This window comes from Hymenobacter daeguensis, assembly GCF_054780555.1.
Window position 1 is genome coordinate 40,047 of sequence record NZ_BAAGWC010000017.1, and the last position, 14,416, is coordinate 54,462.

Consider the following 14,416-nt stretch of genomic DNA (forward strand, 5'->3'; position numbering starts at 1 on the left):
AGGCTGCTAAAGAGGAAATTATAAAACACCTTCAGCAATTAGCCGATGAACATTCTTGAAGTATGGATATTCAATTGTGTAGGTTGATTTATCATTTCGCTCAAAACCTAACACTGGGTACTCATAGACAAAGTCATTGTCTAAAAACTCAGCAAAATCAACAACGGTCAAAGCTTTAAAAGAGCCATCGTATTTATAAAATGAAGTAGTCATAAGCAAAAAGAGCCCTTCGACAGACCAACCGGAGAAATCGAATGCCTTCCCAAGCTTTTGAGAAAAGTGACCTTCCACTAGGCCTTTGTTACCAGTTACCCACTTATACTTTCGTTCTAGCTGAGGCTCATACTTTTCAACGAACTGCCTGTACTCAGACTTCCAATAAAATACTTCAAACCGCGGGCGATTATTCTTGCATTCACAGACATATATCACCTTCCTTTCCTCATCTAGAAAGATAATGTCGATTTCCCCAGGTCCATTTTTAACAACGTTGAAACCTTGGTTTTTTTGCCCTAGAAGGCTCGTAATGGAGGTGTCGTACGGTGTTCTATGACTTATGAGATGCTCGACAACCTGCCCAATCATCAGGCCTTCACGACGCTTTTCCAGGTCTCTCACAAATGCCTTCATCTCGTCGCTAGCGTTCCACTCAGCTGGCAGTTGGCTCCATAGCAGCGCATTAGTTAGCAGAGCCCTCATGCTTTCATGAGTCTTGCCTGAGCCAACTATCCAATAAGCATTCCCATTATGGTCACTAAACTCAATAAGAGGACGATAGATGAGCCGATTATTAGTCTGCATCTTTTTAAAGGAGTCAACCAAAGGCAGCTTATTGGTAGCCGTTAAAGTCAAACCAGCAAAAAAGGGTCGGATTGCCTCAAGCCGTTCATCCACAAACCCTAGCTCCTGTAGGAACTCATCCCGGCCTATTATACCGGTGCCCAGCCCGGGCATATATTTCTGTAATTCGGTTAGGTTACATCCAAAGCTGCTGTTCAGCACCGCATCTAATTCGCTGTTTACTTCCTCATATTCGACGTTTGGGTAAGCTGCAATGTCACGTTGAACAGTATCAAAAATGTGATGGTATGGGGATGCTGTTCGGATGCTTAATAGTGTCTTCCAACTCGAAACGAGCGCAATCGACTTTTCAAACATGGAGGCTACATTGATAAATTCTTTTGCCTCTATTACTTGCAGACCTAGATAGAGCAGCTCTTCCAATAAGGGTACATGCCTTCGCGACATCTTACTGCTCATGAGCTGTTCCATTGTCATCCCTTTGTCAAGTCGTTCGGGCAAGACTGCCTCCATAATCAATTTGAGGACACGGCGAACGACAGGGAGCTCTTGAAAATCTTGTTCGGTCAGTTGCGTCTTTATTTCTTTATCATCAGAATGAAATAAGTCTGCAACAAGTACCGATGACTCGTGCATACGATGCACAAACATCAAGAAACTCACATCTCCAACGGCCTTAGCCACCACTCGCTCAAACTGTTCAAGCATGTAGTCAAAAATGCTGTCAAGAACGCCTCGAACTGTTGCGGGGTCGGTAACCCGGGTTGCCCCAATAGTCCGACGTACACGCATGCTTACTTCCTTCCAGTATACCTCTCGGTAACGCCAGCTCATGGTCACATACTCAATTTTTATGCGCCGCGAGGGCAATTTGATTGATACTAGCATGTTTGGTTGGAGATAAGCAGAAATTGGGCTGCCTAGCCTTCTAAGAATGGAGAAACCAATTTATGAGATGTTAATGGTCTTGTGTCCTCCTCATCTTTTTAGCTGTGGTACTGTGAAGGGTTCTTGGTTTTGCGAGATTTAAACTGAATTGTAGCTTCGGCGTAGCCCTAGACGTGCTGAAAACTTGGGCTCATGAGTTCTCTTGCAGGTCTCCCCAGGATTCCTTTGATAGATTTTCGGCTCGTTCAGCAAGCGTCTCGCCGGCCACATCCCCGATGTAGAGGTACTGCTTACCGCGCAGTGGCCCCCAGGTATCTTTTTCAAGGCCGGTGTCATAGAGCTTATCTAGCACGAACACGCGCGCTTCCCAATCGATATTGTCTTCGTAGGCTTGATGAAACTTCTGCCGCGCTAACTGTTCCAGGTCTATATCGGTCAGATGCTCATCATTTCGCCAAAGAACGCGGGAAGTCCCGTCTGGGTACACATCGACTACGCCGCGCACGCTGGCGATTTTCCAGACGCCTTTTTCCCAATACATGCCTAAGTATTCGCAGCGCTGGTGGCTGTAGCTGCCCCCGGCCGCAGGGCACACATAGGTTTCGGCGGCTATAAGCCGGTCGGATTCACGGGCGCAGTTGACCACATCCATGTAGCCCTTCCAATTGGGCAGCAGGTTGTTTTCATTGAGGTACTGCTGAAAATCGTCTACCGTCGATATCAAGGCTGGAGGCAGGCTCTGAATGCGCAGGGCGGCTAGAAAGGTTTCGAAGGTGGTGGCGGCGAACTGGACCTGATTGTTGTGTTCGGTGGCGCAGGCGGCAATGATGGCGGCGAAACGTGACTTGTAGTCGCCCTCAAACTTGCCCAGGGCCAACAGCACTTTTACGCTGGCTGACTCTTGGCTAAGCGCATTCAGGTGGTCCTTGAGCTGAGCATCATAGAACCAGTCAGAGTTCTTGGTCTCGATATAGATTGAAAAGCCTGGTTGGGTGATAATGCCATCCGGGACGCTGTTGCCACGCGAAACCTGCTGCCGGAAATGCACGCCAACCTGCAAGCCTGTTTGATTGGGAATGATGCCGCTGATTGCCTCGGCCAGGTACCGGGGATTTTCCTGGTAGAGCATGCGCAGGATGAGCAGGCAATAGTTGGTAGTCCGGTTCTCGGATTGGTCATAGCCCGAGAACAGGCTGATTTCTTTTCCCATGTCTGAAGAGGTAGTTGAGTGAGAGCGGGCCTAGGGGCAGGGGATGTGCTCATCAAAGTTGAATTCGTTCTTTTTCGCACCGGTGTAAGCATATCTGTAAGGCTTATCGGTACGGGTCATGCGGGCACAGCTGTATGGGCCGATGCCGCGGCTGATGCGAGAGGTGCTGGTTTTGTCGAGCGAAGTGCCCGTGAAATAGGCCATGTAGCCGCTTTGCCGGTGGGTATTCTTCAATATCACTACGTAGTGACCATTCACGTGCACCTTGAGGATTTGTAGATAAGGGTTGGTGGTGGCTGCGGCGCTGTAGCTCAGGCCCACCTCGCGCATGGCTTGGTTGAAGCGGCACACGTAGGGCTGCTCGCTGGTATCGTCGTTCAGGAGCTTGAAAGTGGACAACAGCGCCTCAGAATCGGCTTTCTGTTCTGCGTTTTCAGGCTTTCGGATAAACGACTCGACATCGTCTTTGTACCGGTTCGCGTTGTCGCTGAACAGTGCATTCACAAAATCTGACTGGAGGGATGAGTAGCTCTGGCAGAAACCTCGAAGCGGGGACAGCAGCAGACACAACATCATGAGGGTTGAAGAGCAAATAGGCATCGTTAGCGGCCGTATTCTGCCCAGGTTTTGATCTGGAGGGTTTCGGCGAGGTTGGCCGTAGAGGTGGGCTGGTAACGGTCCACGTTGAAGTAGATTTTGGAGGTGAACATGCCGCCGGGGCTGGTTTTGCGGAAATCGGTTTCCGTTAGCTCGCCCAGCACAAAAACGCGGTGGGGCGTTTGGTGAAACTCCTTCTTCTCTTTGGGGAAGCAGGCCTGTAGTCTTTTGCGGGCTTCGGCTATCAGGGCGGTGTTGTTCATTGTTGCCGGGTCGGCATTGTTCCAGCACACGCGGTCGAGGGCGGAGTTGAGCGGGTGCACATCCACGATGCCCATTATCCGGCCGACGCGGTGGACTGATTTGCCCCAGTACATGCCCAGAAACTCGCAGCGCTTATGCGAGTAGGCGCCACCCTTTGCCGGGCAGGCGTACACCTCGTTGGCAACCTGCTGGGAGTGGAATTCGCCGCAGTTCACGACGTCGAGCTGGTTGAGCCAATTGGTACGGTTGATTTTGCCTTTCATGAGGTGGGGGGGGGATGAAAGCTGTGACTACAGCTTGATGGAAAGTTGTTTCGATTTCGGGTCGGCCTTGCGCCCGCGCCCGGCCTTGCCCTGCGCTGGGGCCGCGGCCGTGTCGCGCAGCCGCGCCAGCAAGGCAGCGGCGGGCTCGTCGGTGGCATCCTGGGGCACGAGGCGGCCGGTGAAGGCCCGGTGCAGCAGGCTCTGGCGCAGGCGCTCGGCGCGTTTCAGCTCGGCGGTGAGGGTCTGGCTCAGCGCGTCGAGCACGGTGAGGCGGCGCTCTACTTCGGCTACGATTTCGGCTTGCTCGGCTAGGGGCGGGAGGGGAACAGGTAATGGTAAAATATCCCCATTGTTGATTTGAGGAACATTCGACCCGTCACTAATTCGGCCTAAGTCAACCTGCTGAAACCAATGCCAGAAATAGCTTTCGATTAATACAGGCTTTAGCCCCATCACATTTAAGTCAAATGCTGATGGCTGCCCGAGAATCCTTTTTTTGTTGGTAGCAATTGCTCCACCTCTTTTCGGAAACACAATTGTACCAGCTGGCCTGAGTGTCATCGATAAAGCACGAACTTCCGCTTCTGTCAAGTAGACAGAAGATGTAAGTAGTTGATATTCGTTGCCGGGCAGATTCATATCCCCAACACGGAACCACGGCACTGTGCCTTTCCCAAGGACTTCAGTTATGCCTTTGGGTGTCTGCCCAGAGGATATTTCGCAAAGCTGTTCCACGGACCCCCAAATCCACCCCTCCGGCAACTCCGGCAGCCCCTCCGCATCCACCGCTTCCGGCTCCGCATACTTCGATTTCCAGCCCTCGCCCAGCGGGAGCTGGCCGCCGCGCTTGGCGACCTGGGCGGCTTCCCACTGCGCCCGGCGCTCGGCGCGGATGCGCTGCAGCAGGGCGGCCCCGGTTTCGGCGGGGACCGGGGGGTGGGCCTCGCGCCAGGCGCGGGTGAGCTCGCCCGTGACGGCGGCGTGCAGCACCGATTGGCGGTAGCGTTTCAACAGGGCCTGGGTGCGGCGCACGGCCGCCACGCCCGCATCCAGCTTGCTGAACAGCTCCTCCAGCTTCGCCACGATGCGGCGCTGCTCGGGTAGGGGGGGGAGGGGGAAGTTCAGCGCTTCAAACTTGCTCTTATTCAGAATTGGTAACGTCGTAGAAGAAGCGTTGTCAAGAATCTGGCGAAAGAGAATCGGAGAAATGAAGCCGAAGTATGCGAATTGAGGCATGACAACGGCCGTTTCAGGAATCAGCGCATTAATCTGCTGATTCGTGGCACCTGCAACGGTTGAAAAGCCTGTTTTACCAATCGTGGCACCGATGCAGGTAACCAGGGTTGAATATGGTGGCAGAATCCTGGCTGATTGTGCGCCAGCCTCAGTTATATAAGTTTCCGCCGCAGAAATCGAATAGCCAGAGCCTAAATCACCGGGCTTGAAAAAGGGTATGTCTCCTCCGTAAAATTCCGGGTTGCTCGTGCTTGGGGTATTTCCAGTAACAGATTTTCCAATTTGGTTTACTGTCGTCCAAACCCAACCCTGCGGCAATTCCTGTTCTTCGTTCATTCGGTTCATCTGGCTAGCCGGCAGCGCCCGCGTAGCATATTTTTTGAAAAGGGGATAATAGGCTACGCGGCCAGCGCCTCGTTCAGCTCATCCACCAGCTGCTGCAAATCGGCCCCGAACACCTGCCGGGCGCGGGCGTAGCCGCCTTGGTCCACGAAGGGCGGTAGGGTGAAGTCTTCGGCATCGACGCTTAGGGAGGTGGCCACCTTCTCTTTCATCATCAGCAGCCACTGCTGCTGCTCGGGGCTGAAGCTCCGGCCGGCCGTGGCCTGGGTGGCCAGCCAGGCCTGGTAGCGCTCGTCCACGGTGAGGGGGTAGGCGGTGAGCGTGTCGGTCTGGTGTAGGGCAAAGCGCACGAGGCTGACGAGGTTGGTGAGCAGGGTTTTGGGGCCGGCCCCGCGCACCCGCGCCTTTTCGAGCTGCTCGTAGGCCGTCCAGAGGCTTTCGGGCGTGAGCTGGGGGTTGTCGAGGCGCAGGGCCTGGGCCAGCTCCCGGATGTGGGCGAAGGTGACGGCCCGGCGGGCGTAGGGCTGGTTGTGCAGCAGCTGCAAGGCCGTGATTTCGTCCTTGTGCGCCGCAATAAACGCCTGGAATTTATCGACGCGCTGCCGGGCCAGGGCCTCCTGCGCCGCCTCGGGTGAGGTCTGGCTCTCGAAGCCGGCGTGCAGCACCCGGTCCTGGCTCACGAGGTCAATCACGAGGTCGTGCTGGGCGTGCACCTTGGTGAGCAGCGTGCGCAGCGCCGGGTCGTCGAAGAGCAGCACGGCCGTGTCGGTGAGCTGGCGCACAGCCTCCTGCCAGTGGGCATCGGTGGGCTCGGCCAGAGGGGCACCGGGCTCGCCGGGGGCGGGCTGGCCGGCGGCGCGGGCCTCGGCGGTGGCCAGGCGCAGGGCTTCGGCTTCCTGCTTCACGGGGTCCACAGCGTCGTAGAGGCGGGCGGCGAGGTGCTGCACGGTGGCCCCACCGGTGGCGGCCTGCACGGCGGCGCGGTCGTCGGGCGTGAGCTGGCGGTCGAGCCGGGCTAGGCGGGTGGCTAGGCTGCGGAGCTGGGCCGGCTCGTGGTTGCCCTGGGCCACGGCGTGCAGCAGCCGCTCAAATCCCAGGGTGCCGGGCTGGCGCTCCACGCTCTCGATATCCTTCTTTTCGGAGTCGGTCACGCCCACCGCATCCACCAGCACAAAGCGGGTTTTGGCGGTCGCGTCGCTGGTCACGGCCTCCAGGTCGGTGGGGCTGATGACGCGGGTGCCGCGCCCTTTCATCTGGTCGAAGTAGGTGCGGCTGCGCACATCGCGCAAAAACACCAGGCACTCCAGGGGCTTGATGTCGGTGCCGGTCGAAATCATGTCCACCGTCACGGCCACGCGGGGGTTGAAGTCGTTGCGAAACTTCTTGATGAGGGTATCGGCGTTTTCGTCCGAGCCGTAGGTGATTTTCTTGCAGAAGTCGTTGCCCTTGCCGAACAGCTCGCGCACCAGCTCCACAATTTCGTCGGCGTGGTGGTCGGTCTTGGCAAAAATCAGCGTCTTGGGCACGATGCCGCGCCCCGGAAACAGCTCCGTAAACAGGCGGGCCTTCCACTCGGCCAGCACCGTCCGAATCTGGTCGGGAGCCATCACCGAGCGGTCGAGCTGCGTGCCCGAGTACACCAGGTCGTCGTCGAGCGTTTCCCAGCGCTTGGTACGGGTCTGGCGCTCCATGCGCTTGATGCTGCTGCCCGCTTCAATGCGCGCCCCCCGCGCCGTGATTTCAGTCTGGATGCGAAACACGTCGGAGCCCACGTTCACGCCGTCCACTACGGCGCGCTCGTGGCTGTACTCCATCACCAGGTTCTGGTTGAAGAAGCCGAAGGTTTGCTTGGCCGGCGTGGCCGTGAGGCCGATGAGGTGGGCGTCGAAGTACTCCAGCACTTGCTGCCACACGTTGTAGATGGAGCGGTGGCACTCGTCAATTACCACGAAGTCGTAGGCCTCGGGCGGCACGGCCGGGTTATACGCCACCTCGCGGGGCCGCTGCGGCGCGTCGCCGTTCAGCTCAAAGCCCGAGCGCTCCTCGTTGCCCGCATCGTATTCCGCCTCGCCCCGCAGCATCGAGTACAGCCGCTGAATGGTCGTAATCGTGACCTTGCTCACCGAGTCGAGCTGGTTCGAGGTCAAATGCTGCACGTTATACAGCTCCGTAAACTTGCGCCCGTCGTCCGGCGCCGTGTACTGCTGAAATTCCTGCAAGGTCTGCCGCCCCAGGTTGCCCCGGTCCACCAGAAACAGCACCCGCTTAGCCCCCGCAAACTTGATGAGCCGATAGATAAACGACACCGCCGTAAACGTCTTGCCCGAGCCGGTGGCCATCTGAATCAGTGCCCGCGGCCGGTCGCCCTTCAAGCTCACGTCCAGGTTGCGCAGCGCCTCAATCTGGCAGTCGCGCAGCCCGGCGATGTTTACGATGGGCATCGTCCGGAGCCGCGCCCGCAGCGTGCCAATCTGCCGGGTCCAGTCGCGCAGCGTCTCGGGCCGGTGAAAGCCGAACACCGGCCGCGAGCGCGGCTCTGGGTCGCGGGCATCAATGAAGCGGATTTCCTGGCCGTTGGCCTCGTAGCCGAAGGGTAGCTCGTCAGCCACGCGTTGGGCGTGCTTGGTGGCGCTGGCGCGGTAGCGGGCCGTCTGCTCGGCCACGGCGGTGAGGGAGGTGCCTTCCTTCTTGGCCTCCACCATGCCTACCAGCTTGCGGTCCACCAGCAGCGCGTAGTCGGCCGGGCCGGAGGCGGTAGGGTACTCGCGCACTGCAATGCCAGCCGCCGCGCCTAGATTGAGCTGTTTGTAGTCTTGTACGAGCCAGCCGGCGAGGGCAAGTTGGGCATCGATTAGCTGGCGGGCGTGCTGTTCAGGGGTGAGCATGGAAAGGAAAGGCGGCGGTAGGACTACGAATGTAGCGCTACCGCCGCAGACTCATATCAACGGGCTGCATTATGCTTAGGAGGCCGCTGCTATGAGGTCTTTAATGCGGTCATAGGGCAGGAGAGAATCAATTATTATGTTGCTGCTATCCCTCATCGTGGCCAGTTCAATGGTCGTTTTGGTGCCTTGTTCATCATATGGATAGATGTGCGATATCGCAGCTATCGCAATTAAATGAGCTTGACCTTTAATGGTCCGTACTTCTATAAAGCCTTTTAGACAAGTAGATATCCGGTTTGCTGGAGCTTGGCCTTCTTGTTCCCGCTGGTGTTTACTGTTGAGGTATTCTTCTTTCATCTCTTCAGCAGCAGCAATTTGTTCGTCTAAATCCCTCAAAACGCTATAGTAATCCTCTACTTCGGCTTTGTCAAAGTCTGGGTATAAGCCGTTTTCTACTGCTTTCATAGCAGGCTCAAGATTCTTCAAATAATCAGAGCTGTTGCGAAATAGGGTGAGGGCCCGGTCAATCTCTTTTAAGTTATAGGAGATGATTGAATCTTCTATGTGAAAACGGGCCCCCATAATATGGGCTTTTAGATACTGTGGATTGTAAGCATCCTTCAGCATTCCCCCACGACCGAAGAACAACCACTCTTCTCGTATTTGCGGGTACGCATCCATTAGCCTTTGCAGAACATCAAAGCTGGGCTTATTCAACCTACCGCCTAATATATCCGCCAATACGCTGGAATTTATCGAAGCGCTTCTCCCAAAGGCGCTTTTGTTCCCTTTGGCAAAGAATTGAACCAGGGCGCCAATTCTATTATGTATCGATTCTTGTTCTATTGCTCCTTCAATCGATTCGGCCATATGCGTTGATTTTTGCGCCAGCATTTGTTTGGTGAAAACAAATGTACTTGCTTTGTGTCGTAAATGCGAAGGCAATGGCACCACATAAACAAATTTACCGTTCGCTATGCAGAACGATTTATCCGTTTCTATTCCTGTTGAATTACTCCTGCCACATGTAATTCCTGTTTTTCAGAAGTCTTTAGAACAGTGGTTGGACGCCCAGCCTCAACCTGACCAGCAATACACAGCCGAGCAGGTTTCTAACATCCTCAACATCGATGTGCAAACCGTCCATGATTACACCCGTCTGGAAGTTGGTCACCCACGTCGGTTGCCCTATGTGGTAACCCACGATAGTGCGAAGGGTAAGCGCTTCTTGTTAAGCGAGGTCAATTCGTGGCAGCAGCGCAATAGAAGTGACGTCCTGAAGCAGCACGTCACTCTGCCTACCTCAAGGCGTCCTGCGCGCCGACGAGCTTAGCTAGGCAAGCCCATAAGTGTCTACGCACTCTTGAAAATAGGATACTGAGCAAGTCAAAAGGGCAACTGAATGTATTCAGTTGCCCTACGATTCAGATACTAGAAGGCTAAGCAAGGGTAACAAGCTATAAAACAGTTTTTTGTACCGTAGTCGTGTGGCGTGTGATGAGACAGGTATGTATTGCAGCAGGATACATGCCTGTCTCAGATGGCTTTAAGGCTACCTGTCATGTTGAATGTCCGTGGGTAATACAAAACAGATGGTGGATTCCGCAACTGGCGAAATCTTCGACCTTAACTCCAATTTCACTCAAGTGTCCAACGAAAACTGGGGAGAAATTAGGGACTTGATTGATAAGGCTCCCTTAGCTTCTCGCATCCTGTTCTATTTCATCGAGCACATGAATAGAAGAAACGCCGTTTCAATCAAGCAAAAAGACCTTTGCTTAGAATTTTCCCGCGAGCGGAATGCTGTTAGTCGAGCTTTAGGAGAGCTAAAGGCAAGAAGGCTTGTTGCCTTCGAACGAGATGGAAGTTCCATCATCTACCATGTCAACGCCCATGTCTGTTGGCGAGCCAGCGCAAAGGAGAAGTCGGGTGCGTTCCTTAACCATCCCTTAAAGAAAGCTGAAGTGGTACGGGAGGTGGGAATCAAGCGTGAGCGCCGAAGCATCATTTTGATGAGGGTTCGCGAGAAAAGAGGCATTAGGGAAGCTCTGGCTTCCTTAGAGCAGCCTCAGCTTTAAGAAGTAGCCTTGTGAGCCTCCCACCATGACTATTCTCCCGAAGAGCTCCTTATGCTGGGTGAGTTTGGCTATGGCGCGGTTAATTCTGGGCAAGAATTCGTTAAGGCTAAATCTCATAACTCTCTCTGCACCCATAAAACCAATATGCTCATCTAGCCACTTCTTCCATAGTCTCCAACTCATCGACAACTGCCGCAAGCTTCACCTGATAGTGCTTGCACAAGGCTGTTAAGGTTAGCATCGTCACGTTTAACGCACTCGCCTCAACCCGCCCTACGTGGATTCCTGTAGCGTCATAAACCTCTTGTATAGTGAGGTGGCGCTCTTCCCGGATTGCTTTCAAGCGCCGGGCAAGCTCACGCAATAAAGGGGAAGATTGCTTGGCCGGCATACTGGCACAAAGTCCGGCAATACAATCGGCGACTGCAATGACAAGTATGTCAACAAGGCGGACTCTGTTTTATCTTTGATAAACGCTTTGTCATATCCCATCAACATGGCTTTCCCTAACCACCCATTCAGCAATCCAGCAAGTGCCCGTGAAGGAGCATGGCAGTTTGGTGTAGCATTAATCAGCCGTGTTGATTTGACTCAACCACACCCCAAATGCATGATAGAAATAGCATCAGTTTTTGAAAAGCCAGAAACTGCAACGTATTTGTGGATAAGAGAAGCGCTAGGTTACATGAATTTTAGTATTCAAGTGTATAGCATGCCAGATGTTAAGAAGGCTGACTTTGACTCCTATGCGATGTTCATTACTTTAGGATACCGAGGAAAGCATGGAGCAATTGAAGCTGAATTTCATCCCCGTGCTCGCTTACACTTACAATACTTACAGAGTGCCATTCACGAACTCTACCAGCAAAATATGCTCACACCATCAAATCTGACGGCATACATGCGTGCTTTAACTCCCCTAACGTCCTTTAATATGGACACCAGCAGAGGGGCACGTCCTACATCCCAACCGAAGCTTAAGGACTTGAGTAGAGGACGGAAATAGAGTAGGCTAAAGTGCTCAAATGAACAGCATCGGTACGAAAACCGGTACGACCTAAATATTAAATTAATGAAAATCAATAATATAAATCATTCTAGAGGGTCCCAGGAGGGAGCGCTAAAAGGCCACTTACGATATCGTGAGTGGCCTTTTTTAATTGCTGCCCCGGTCTGCTGCCTGGTTTCATGCGAAAAGGGGCACTATGCTCCTTGAAAATCTGCCAACTGCTTATACCGACTTTTAGCCTGCTAAGCATTTGACCCCACACGACAAAGGCAATAATTATTTCAGCACCTCATAGGAGCACCGTATAGCTTGGCGGTGGAAGCTGCGCGATAGCGGCGGCCCCTGAAACGCTGCGTTCTCCTGTGATTTCGGGGGCTTTATGGCCTAAAAGCGTTAACTGCGGAATCGCTAATGAGGAAGCCGATGGCGCAGGGCGCTGTAGGTCCAGGTACCGGCCAAGGCAGCCGGAATCAGCACCGCCGCTGCGCCCACGCCACTGCCCAGCTGCGCAAATAGCGGCCCGGGGCAGGCTCCGGTGAGCGCCCAGCCGAGGCCAAAAATGAAGCCCCCAATCCAGACGCCGTGGTTGAATTGCTTGTCGGCGATGACGATGGGCTCGCCGGACAGCGACCGAAGGTGGTTGCGCTTGATAAGCTGGATGGAAATCAGGCCCACCACAATGGCTGAGCCGATGACCCCGTACATGTGGAAGGCCTGAAACCGGAACATTTCCTGAATCCGAAACCAGCTGATGACTTCGCTTTTGGTGAGGATGATGCCGAACAGCGTGCCCAGCACCAGGTATTTGATGTATTTCATACGTGCGTTAGAACATCATTGGGTAAACGACCCAGGTCATGAGCAGGCCGCCGGTGAAGAAGCCAATGACGGCCACCAGCGACACCCATTGCAGGTTCGAGAGGCCCGAAATGGCGTGGCCCGAAGTGCAGCCGCCGGCGTAGCGCGTGCCGAAACCCACCAGGAAACCGCCCAGCACGAGGAAAACCCAGCCTTTCCAGTTAGTCAGGTTGTCGAGGGCGAACAGCTCGCGCGGGAGCAGGCCGGTGAAGTCGGTCAGGTGCATTTCGGCTTTCAGGTCGCGCACCGTGGCGGCCGAGATGCCGATGACGTCGGGGTGGCCCATGAGCCGGTAGCCGATGAAGCCGCCCAGCACGATGCCGAGCACGAACACCAGGTTCCAGCTTTCGGCCCGCCAGTTGTAGCTCAGGAACGGGATGCCCGCCGGCACGCAGGCTGCGCACACGTGGCGCAGCGCACTGCTGATGCCCAGGGCCTTGTTGCCAGCGAATAGCAGTGCCGGCACCGTCAGGCCAATGAGGGGGCCGGCCACGTACCAGGGCCAGGGTTGCTGCAGGAGTTCAAGCATGAAAAGGGGAATAGAAAAAACAAGAAGTAGCCCAACAATTCGGGGGGCGGGCAGTCGGAAAAACGGTTGTTAATGCACCGCCGTCGCGGCCTGAAACGACTTCACGGCCTCGCTCAAATCCAGCACTTCGGTGCCGGGCAGCGCGTCAGCCACGATGCTGCTGCCGGCCGCCGAGCGGTAGCCGCCCGCGCAGTGCACCACCACGGGCTTATCGGTCGGAATCTCGTGGGCCCGCTCGCGCAGCTCAGGCAGCGGAATGTTGAGCGAGCCGTCGAAAATGGGTTCGTCGCGGTGCTCCGCCGGGTTGCGAATGTCCACGATGGTGTAGTTCTGCGGGTGCTGCCGGAAGGTCGGCACGTCGAGCGCCGGCAGGGTGGCTTCGGCAGTGGGCGTGCCCACCAGCGCGCCTTTAATCAGCGACTCGTAGCCGATTTTGGCCGTTTTCTGAATCAGTTCTTCCCGCGTCGCCGCATCGGCCGCAATCAGGTAAAACGACTCCTCCGGCCCCACGATGGAGCCCAGCCAGGTTTCGAACTTGCCGCCCTGCTGAAGGTTGATGGCTCCTTCGGCGTGGCCGCGCTTGAACTCGGCTTCGGGGCGGGCATCGATAACTACGACTCCGGCTTCCAGCGCGGCCCCTGCTGCCAGGCGCGGCACCTGCTGCACCCCGGGGGCGTAGGCCGGGGCCCCGGTCTTGTTCAGGGCTACATCGTAGCCGAAGTACTTGGGAATGAACGGCTGGTCGGCCAGCAATTCCTGCACAAAATCCTCCTCGCTCATGGCGCGCAGCATCGGGTTGCCGGTTTTCTCGGCGCCAATGGTGCTGCTGTTGGCCCCGCTCAGGGCCTTGCCGCAGAGCGAGCCCGCGCCGTGGGCGGGGTACACCAGCACGTCGTCGGCCAGCGGCAGAAGCTTTTTGCGGGTGCTGTGGTAGAGCTGGGCCGCCAGCTCCTCGCGCTTGGCCTGGATATTACCGGCTTTCTCGCGCAGGTCGGGCCGGCCCACATCGCCGATGAAAAGCGTGTCGCCGGTGAACACGGCCACGTCCCGGCCCTCGCGGCTGAGCACGATGCTGATGGAATCGGGCGAATGGCCGGGCGTGTTCAGGGCCCGGAAGGTGAGCTTGCCGATGGTAAACGAGTCGCCCTCGTCGAAAGCCTCGTGGGTGTAATCGGCCCCGAGCAGCTGGCTCACGCGGACGACGGCCCCGGTGGCCTGCGCGATTTCCAGGTGCGACGACACGAAGTCGGCGTGGGGGTGGGTTTCGATGACGGCCACGATGGTGGCGTCATTCGCTTTCGCGTAATCGTAGTATTGCTGCGGGTTGCGGGCCGGGTCGATGAGGACGATTTCGCGGGCGCACTCGCTCAGAATGGCGTAGGAGAAATGGGACAGGCCCTTGTCTTCAAACTGTTCGATTTTCATGGGAAGCAACGAAAAAACGGGTAAACAAAAC

The 14,416-nt window shown here is 55.6% G+C and carries 13 protein-coding genes; 3 read left to right on the plus strand and 10 right to left on the minus strand.

From position 1 onward, the window contains the following. Nucleotides 1–18: 18 nt before the first annotated feature. From ACYVHT_RS16820 to ACYVHT_RS16850, 7 genes are all read right to left on the minus strand, one after another. On the minus strand, nucleotides 19–1,689 hold the full coding sequence (locus tag ACYVHT_RS16820; RefSeq protein WP_460554414.1) for a hypothetical protein: 1,671 nt from the start codon (nucleotides 1,687–1,689) through the stop codon (nucleotides 19–21). Nucleotides 1,690–1,879: 190 nt separating this feature from the next. Next, nucleotides 1,880–2,899 (minus strand): hypothetical protein, encoded by a 1,020-nt coding sequence (locus tag ACYVHT_RS16825; protein ID WP_460554417.1) that lies wholly within the window; start codon nucleotides 2,897–2,899, stop codon nucleotides 1,880–1,882. Between the two features lie 30 nt (nucleotides 2,900–2,929). Beyond that, nucleotides 2,930–3,403: a hypothetical protein gene (locus ACYVHT_RS16830; protein WP_460554420.1), complete on the minus strand. Its 474-nt coding sequence runs from the start codon at nucleotides 3,401–3,403 to the stop codon at nucleotides 2,930–2,932. A 98-nt stretch (nucleotides 3,404–3,501) separates the two neighbouring features. Beyond that, nucleotides 3,502–4,023, minus strand: a complete 522-nt coding sequence (locus ACYVHT_RS16835) for a hypothetical protein (protein WP_460554423.1) — start codon at nucleotides 4,021–4,023, stop codon at nucleotides 3,502–3,504. A gap of 27 nt (nucleotides 4,024–4,050) precedes the next feature. Continuing rightward, nucleotides 4,051–5,595 carry a restriction endonuclease subunit S gene (locus ACYVHT_RS16840; protein ID WP_460554426.1) on the minus strand — a complete coding sequence of 515 codons (1,545 nt, stop codon included), beginning with the start codon at nucleotides 5,593–5,595 and terminating at the stop codon, nucleotides 4,051–4,053. Nucleotides 5,596–5,657: 62 nt separating this feature from the next. Further along, the gene (locus ACYVHT_RS16845; RefSeq protein WP_460554429.1) at nucleotides 5,658–8,486 is read right to left on the minus strand and encodes a type I restriction endonuclease subunit R; all 2,829 of its coding nucleotides are present in this window, start codon (nucleotides 8,484–8,486) and stop codon (nucleotides 5,658–5,660) included. 75 nt (nucleotides 8,487–8,561) lie between these two features. Beyond that, on the minus strand, nucleotides 8,562–9,380 hold the full coding sequence (locus ACYVHT_RS16850) for a hypothetical protein (protein WP_460554432.1): 819 nt from the start codon (nucleotides 9,378–9,380) through the stop codon (nucleotides 8,562–8,564). Between the two features lie 82 nt (nucleotides 9,381–9,462). Here ACYVHT_RS16850 and ACYVHT_RS16855 point away from each other — a divergent pair, with 82 nt between their 5' ends. The 3 genes from ACYVHT_RS16855 (at nucleotide 9,463) to ACYVHT_RS16865 (ending at nucleotide 11,570) form a co-directional block, all read left to right on the plus strand. Continuing rightward, nucleotides 9,463–9,819: a hypothetical protein gene (locus ACYVHT_RS16855; RefSeq protein WP_460554435.1), complete on the plus strand. Its 357-nt coding sequence runs from the start codon at nucleotides 9,463–9,465 to the stop codon at nucleotides 9,817–9,819. A gap of 313 nt (nucleotides 9,820–10,132) precedes the next feature. Then, nucleotides 10,133–10,564: a hypothetical protein gene (locus ACYVHT_RS16860; RefSeq protein ID WP_460554438.1), complete on the plus strand. Its 432-nt coding sequence runs from the start codon at nucleotides 10,133–10,135 to the stop codon at nucleotides 10,562–10,564. A gap of 496 nt (nucleotides 10,565–11,060) precedes the next feature. Further along, on the plus strand, nucleotides 11,061–11,570 hold the full coding sequence (locus ACYVHT_RS16865; RefSeq protein WP_460554441.1) for a hypothetical protein: 510 nt from the start codon (nucleotides 11,061–11,063) through the stop codon (nucleotides 11,568–11,570). Between the two features lie 411 nt (nucleotides 11,571–11,981). Here ACYVHT_RS16865 and ACYVHT_RS16870 read toward each other — a convergent pair whose 3' ends face one another. The 3 genes from ACYVHT_RS16870 to ACYVHT_RS16880 all read right to left on the minus strand — a co-directional run bounded on the left by ACYVHT_RS16870 (nucleotide 11,982) and on the right by ACYVHT_RS16880 (nucleotide 14,385). After that, nucleotides 11,982–12,392, minus strand: coding sequence for a DUF6691 family protein (locus ACYVHT_RS16870; RefSeq protein ID WP_460554444.1), 411 nt, complete (start codon nucleotides 12,390–12,392; stop codon nucleotides 11,982–11,984). 7 nt (nucleotides 12,393–12,399) lie between these two features. Then, nucleotides 12,400–12,960 (minus strand): YeeE/YedE family protein, encoded by a 561-nt coding sequence (locus tag ACYVHT_RS16875; RefSeq protein WP_460554447.1) that lies wholly within the window; start codon nucleotides 12,958–12,960, stop codon nucleotides 12,400–12,402. Between the two features lie 69 nt (nucleotides 12,961–13,029). After that, nucleotides 13,030–14,385, minus strand: a complete 1,356-nt coding sequence (locus ACYVHT_RS16880; protein WP_460554450.1) for an MBL fold metallo-hydrolase — start codon at nucleotides 14,383–14,385, stop codon at nucleotides 13,030–13,032. Between the last annotated feature and the right edge of the window lie 31 nt (nucleotides 14,386–14,416).

Excerpts from the sequence above, each read along its gene's own strand:
- ACYVHT_RS16820 (WP_460554414.1), bottom strand. The coding sequence starts at position 1,689 with ATGCTAGTATCAATCAAATTGCCCTCGCGGCGCATAAAAATTGAGTAT.
- ACYVHT_RS16825 (WP_460554417.1), bottom strand. The coding sequence starts at position 2,899 with ATGGGAAAAGAAATCAGCCTGTTCTCGGGCTATGACCAATCCGAGAAC.
- ACYVHT_RS16835 (WP_460554423.1), bottom strand. The coding sequence starts at position 4,023 with ATGAAAGGCAAAATCAACCGTACCAATTGGCTCAACCAGCTCGACGTC.
- ACYVHT_RS16840 (WP_460554426.1), bottom strand. The coding sequence starts at position 5,595 with ATGAACGAAGAACAGGAATTGCCGCAGGGTTGGGTTTGGACGACAGTA.
- ACYVHT_RS16845 (WP_460554429.1), bottom strand. The coding sequence starts at position 8,486 with ATGCTCACCCCTGAACAGCACGCCCGCCAGCTAATCGATGCCCAACTT.
- ACYVHT_RS16850 (WP_460554432.1), bottom strand. The coding sequence starts at position 9,380 with ATGCTGGCGCAAAAATCAACGCATATGGCCGAATCGATTGAAGGAGCA.
- ACYVHT_RS16855 (WP_460554435.1), top strand. The coding sequence starts at position 9,463 with ATGCAGAACGATTTATCCGTTTCTATTCCTGTTGAATTACTCCTGCCA.
- ACYVHT_RS16865 (WP_460554441.1), top strand. The coding sequence starts at position 11,061 with ATGGCTTTCCCTAACCACCCATTCAGCAATCCAGCAAGTGCCCGTGAA.
- ACYVHT_RS16870 (WP_460554444.1), bottom strand. The coding sequence starts at position 12,392 with ATGAAATACATCAAATACCTGGTGCTGGGCACGCTGTTCGGCATCATC.
- ACYVHT_RS16875 (WP_460554447.1), bottom strand. The coding sequence starts at position 12,960 with ATGCTTGAACTCCTGCAGCAACCCTGGCCCTGGTACGTGGCCGGCCCC.
- ACYVHT_RS16880 (WP_460554450.1), bottom strand. The coding sequence starts at position 14,385 with ATGAAAATCGAACAGTTTGAAGACAAGGGCCTGTCCCATTTCTCCTAC.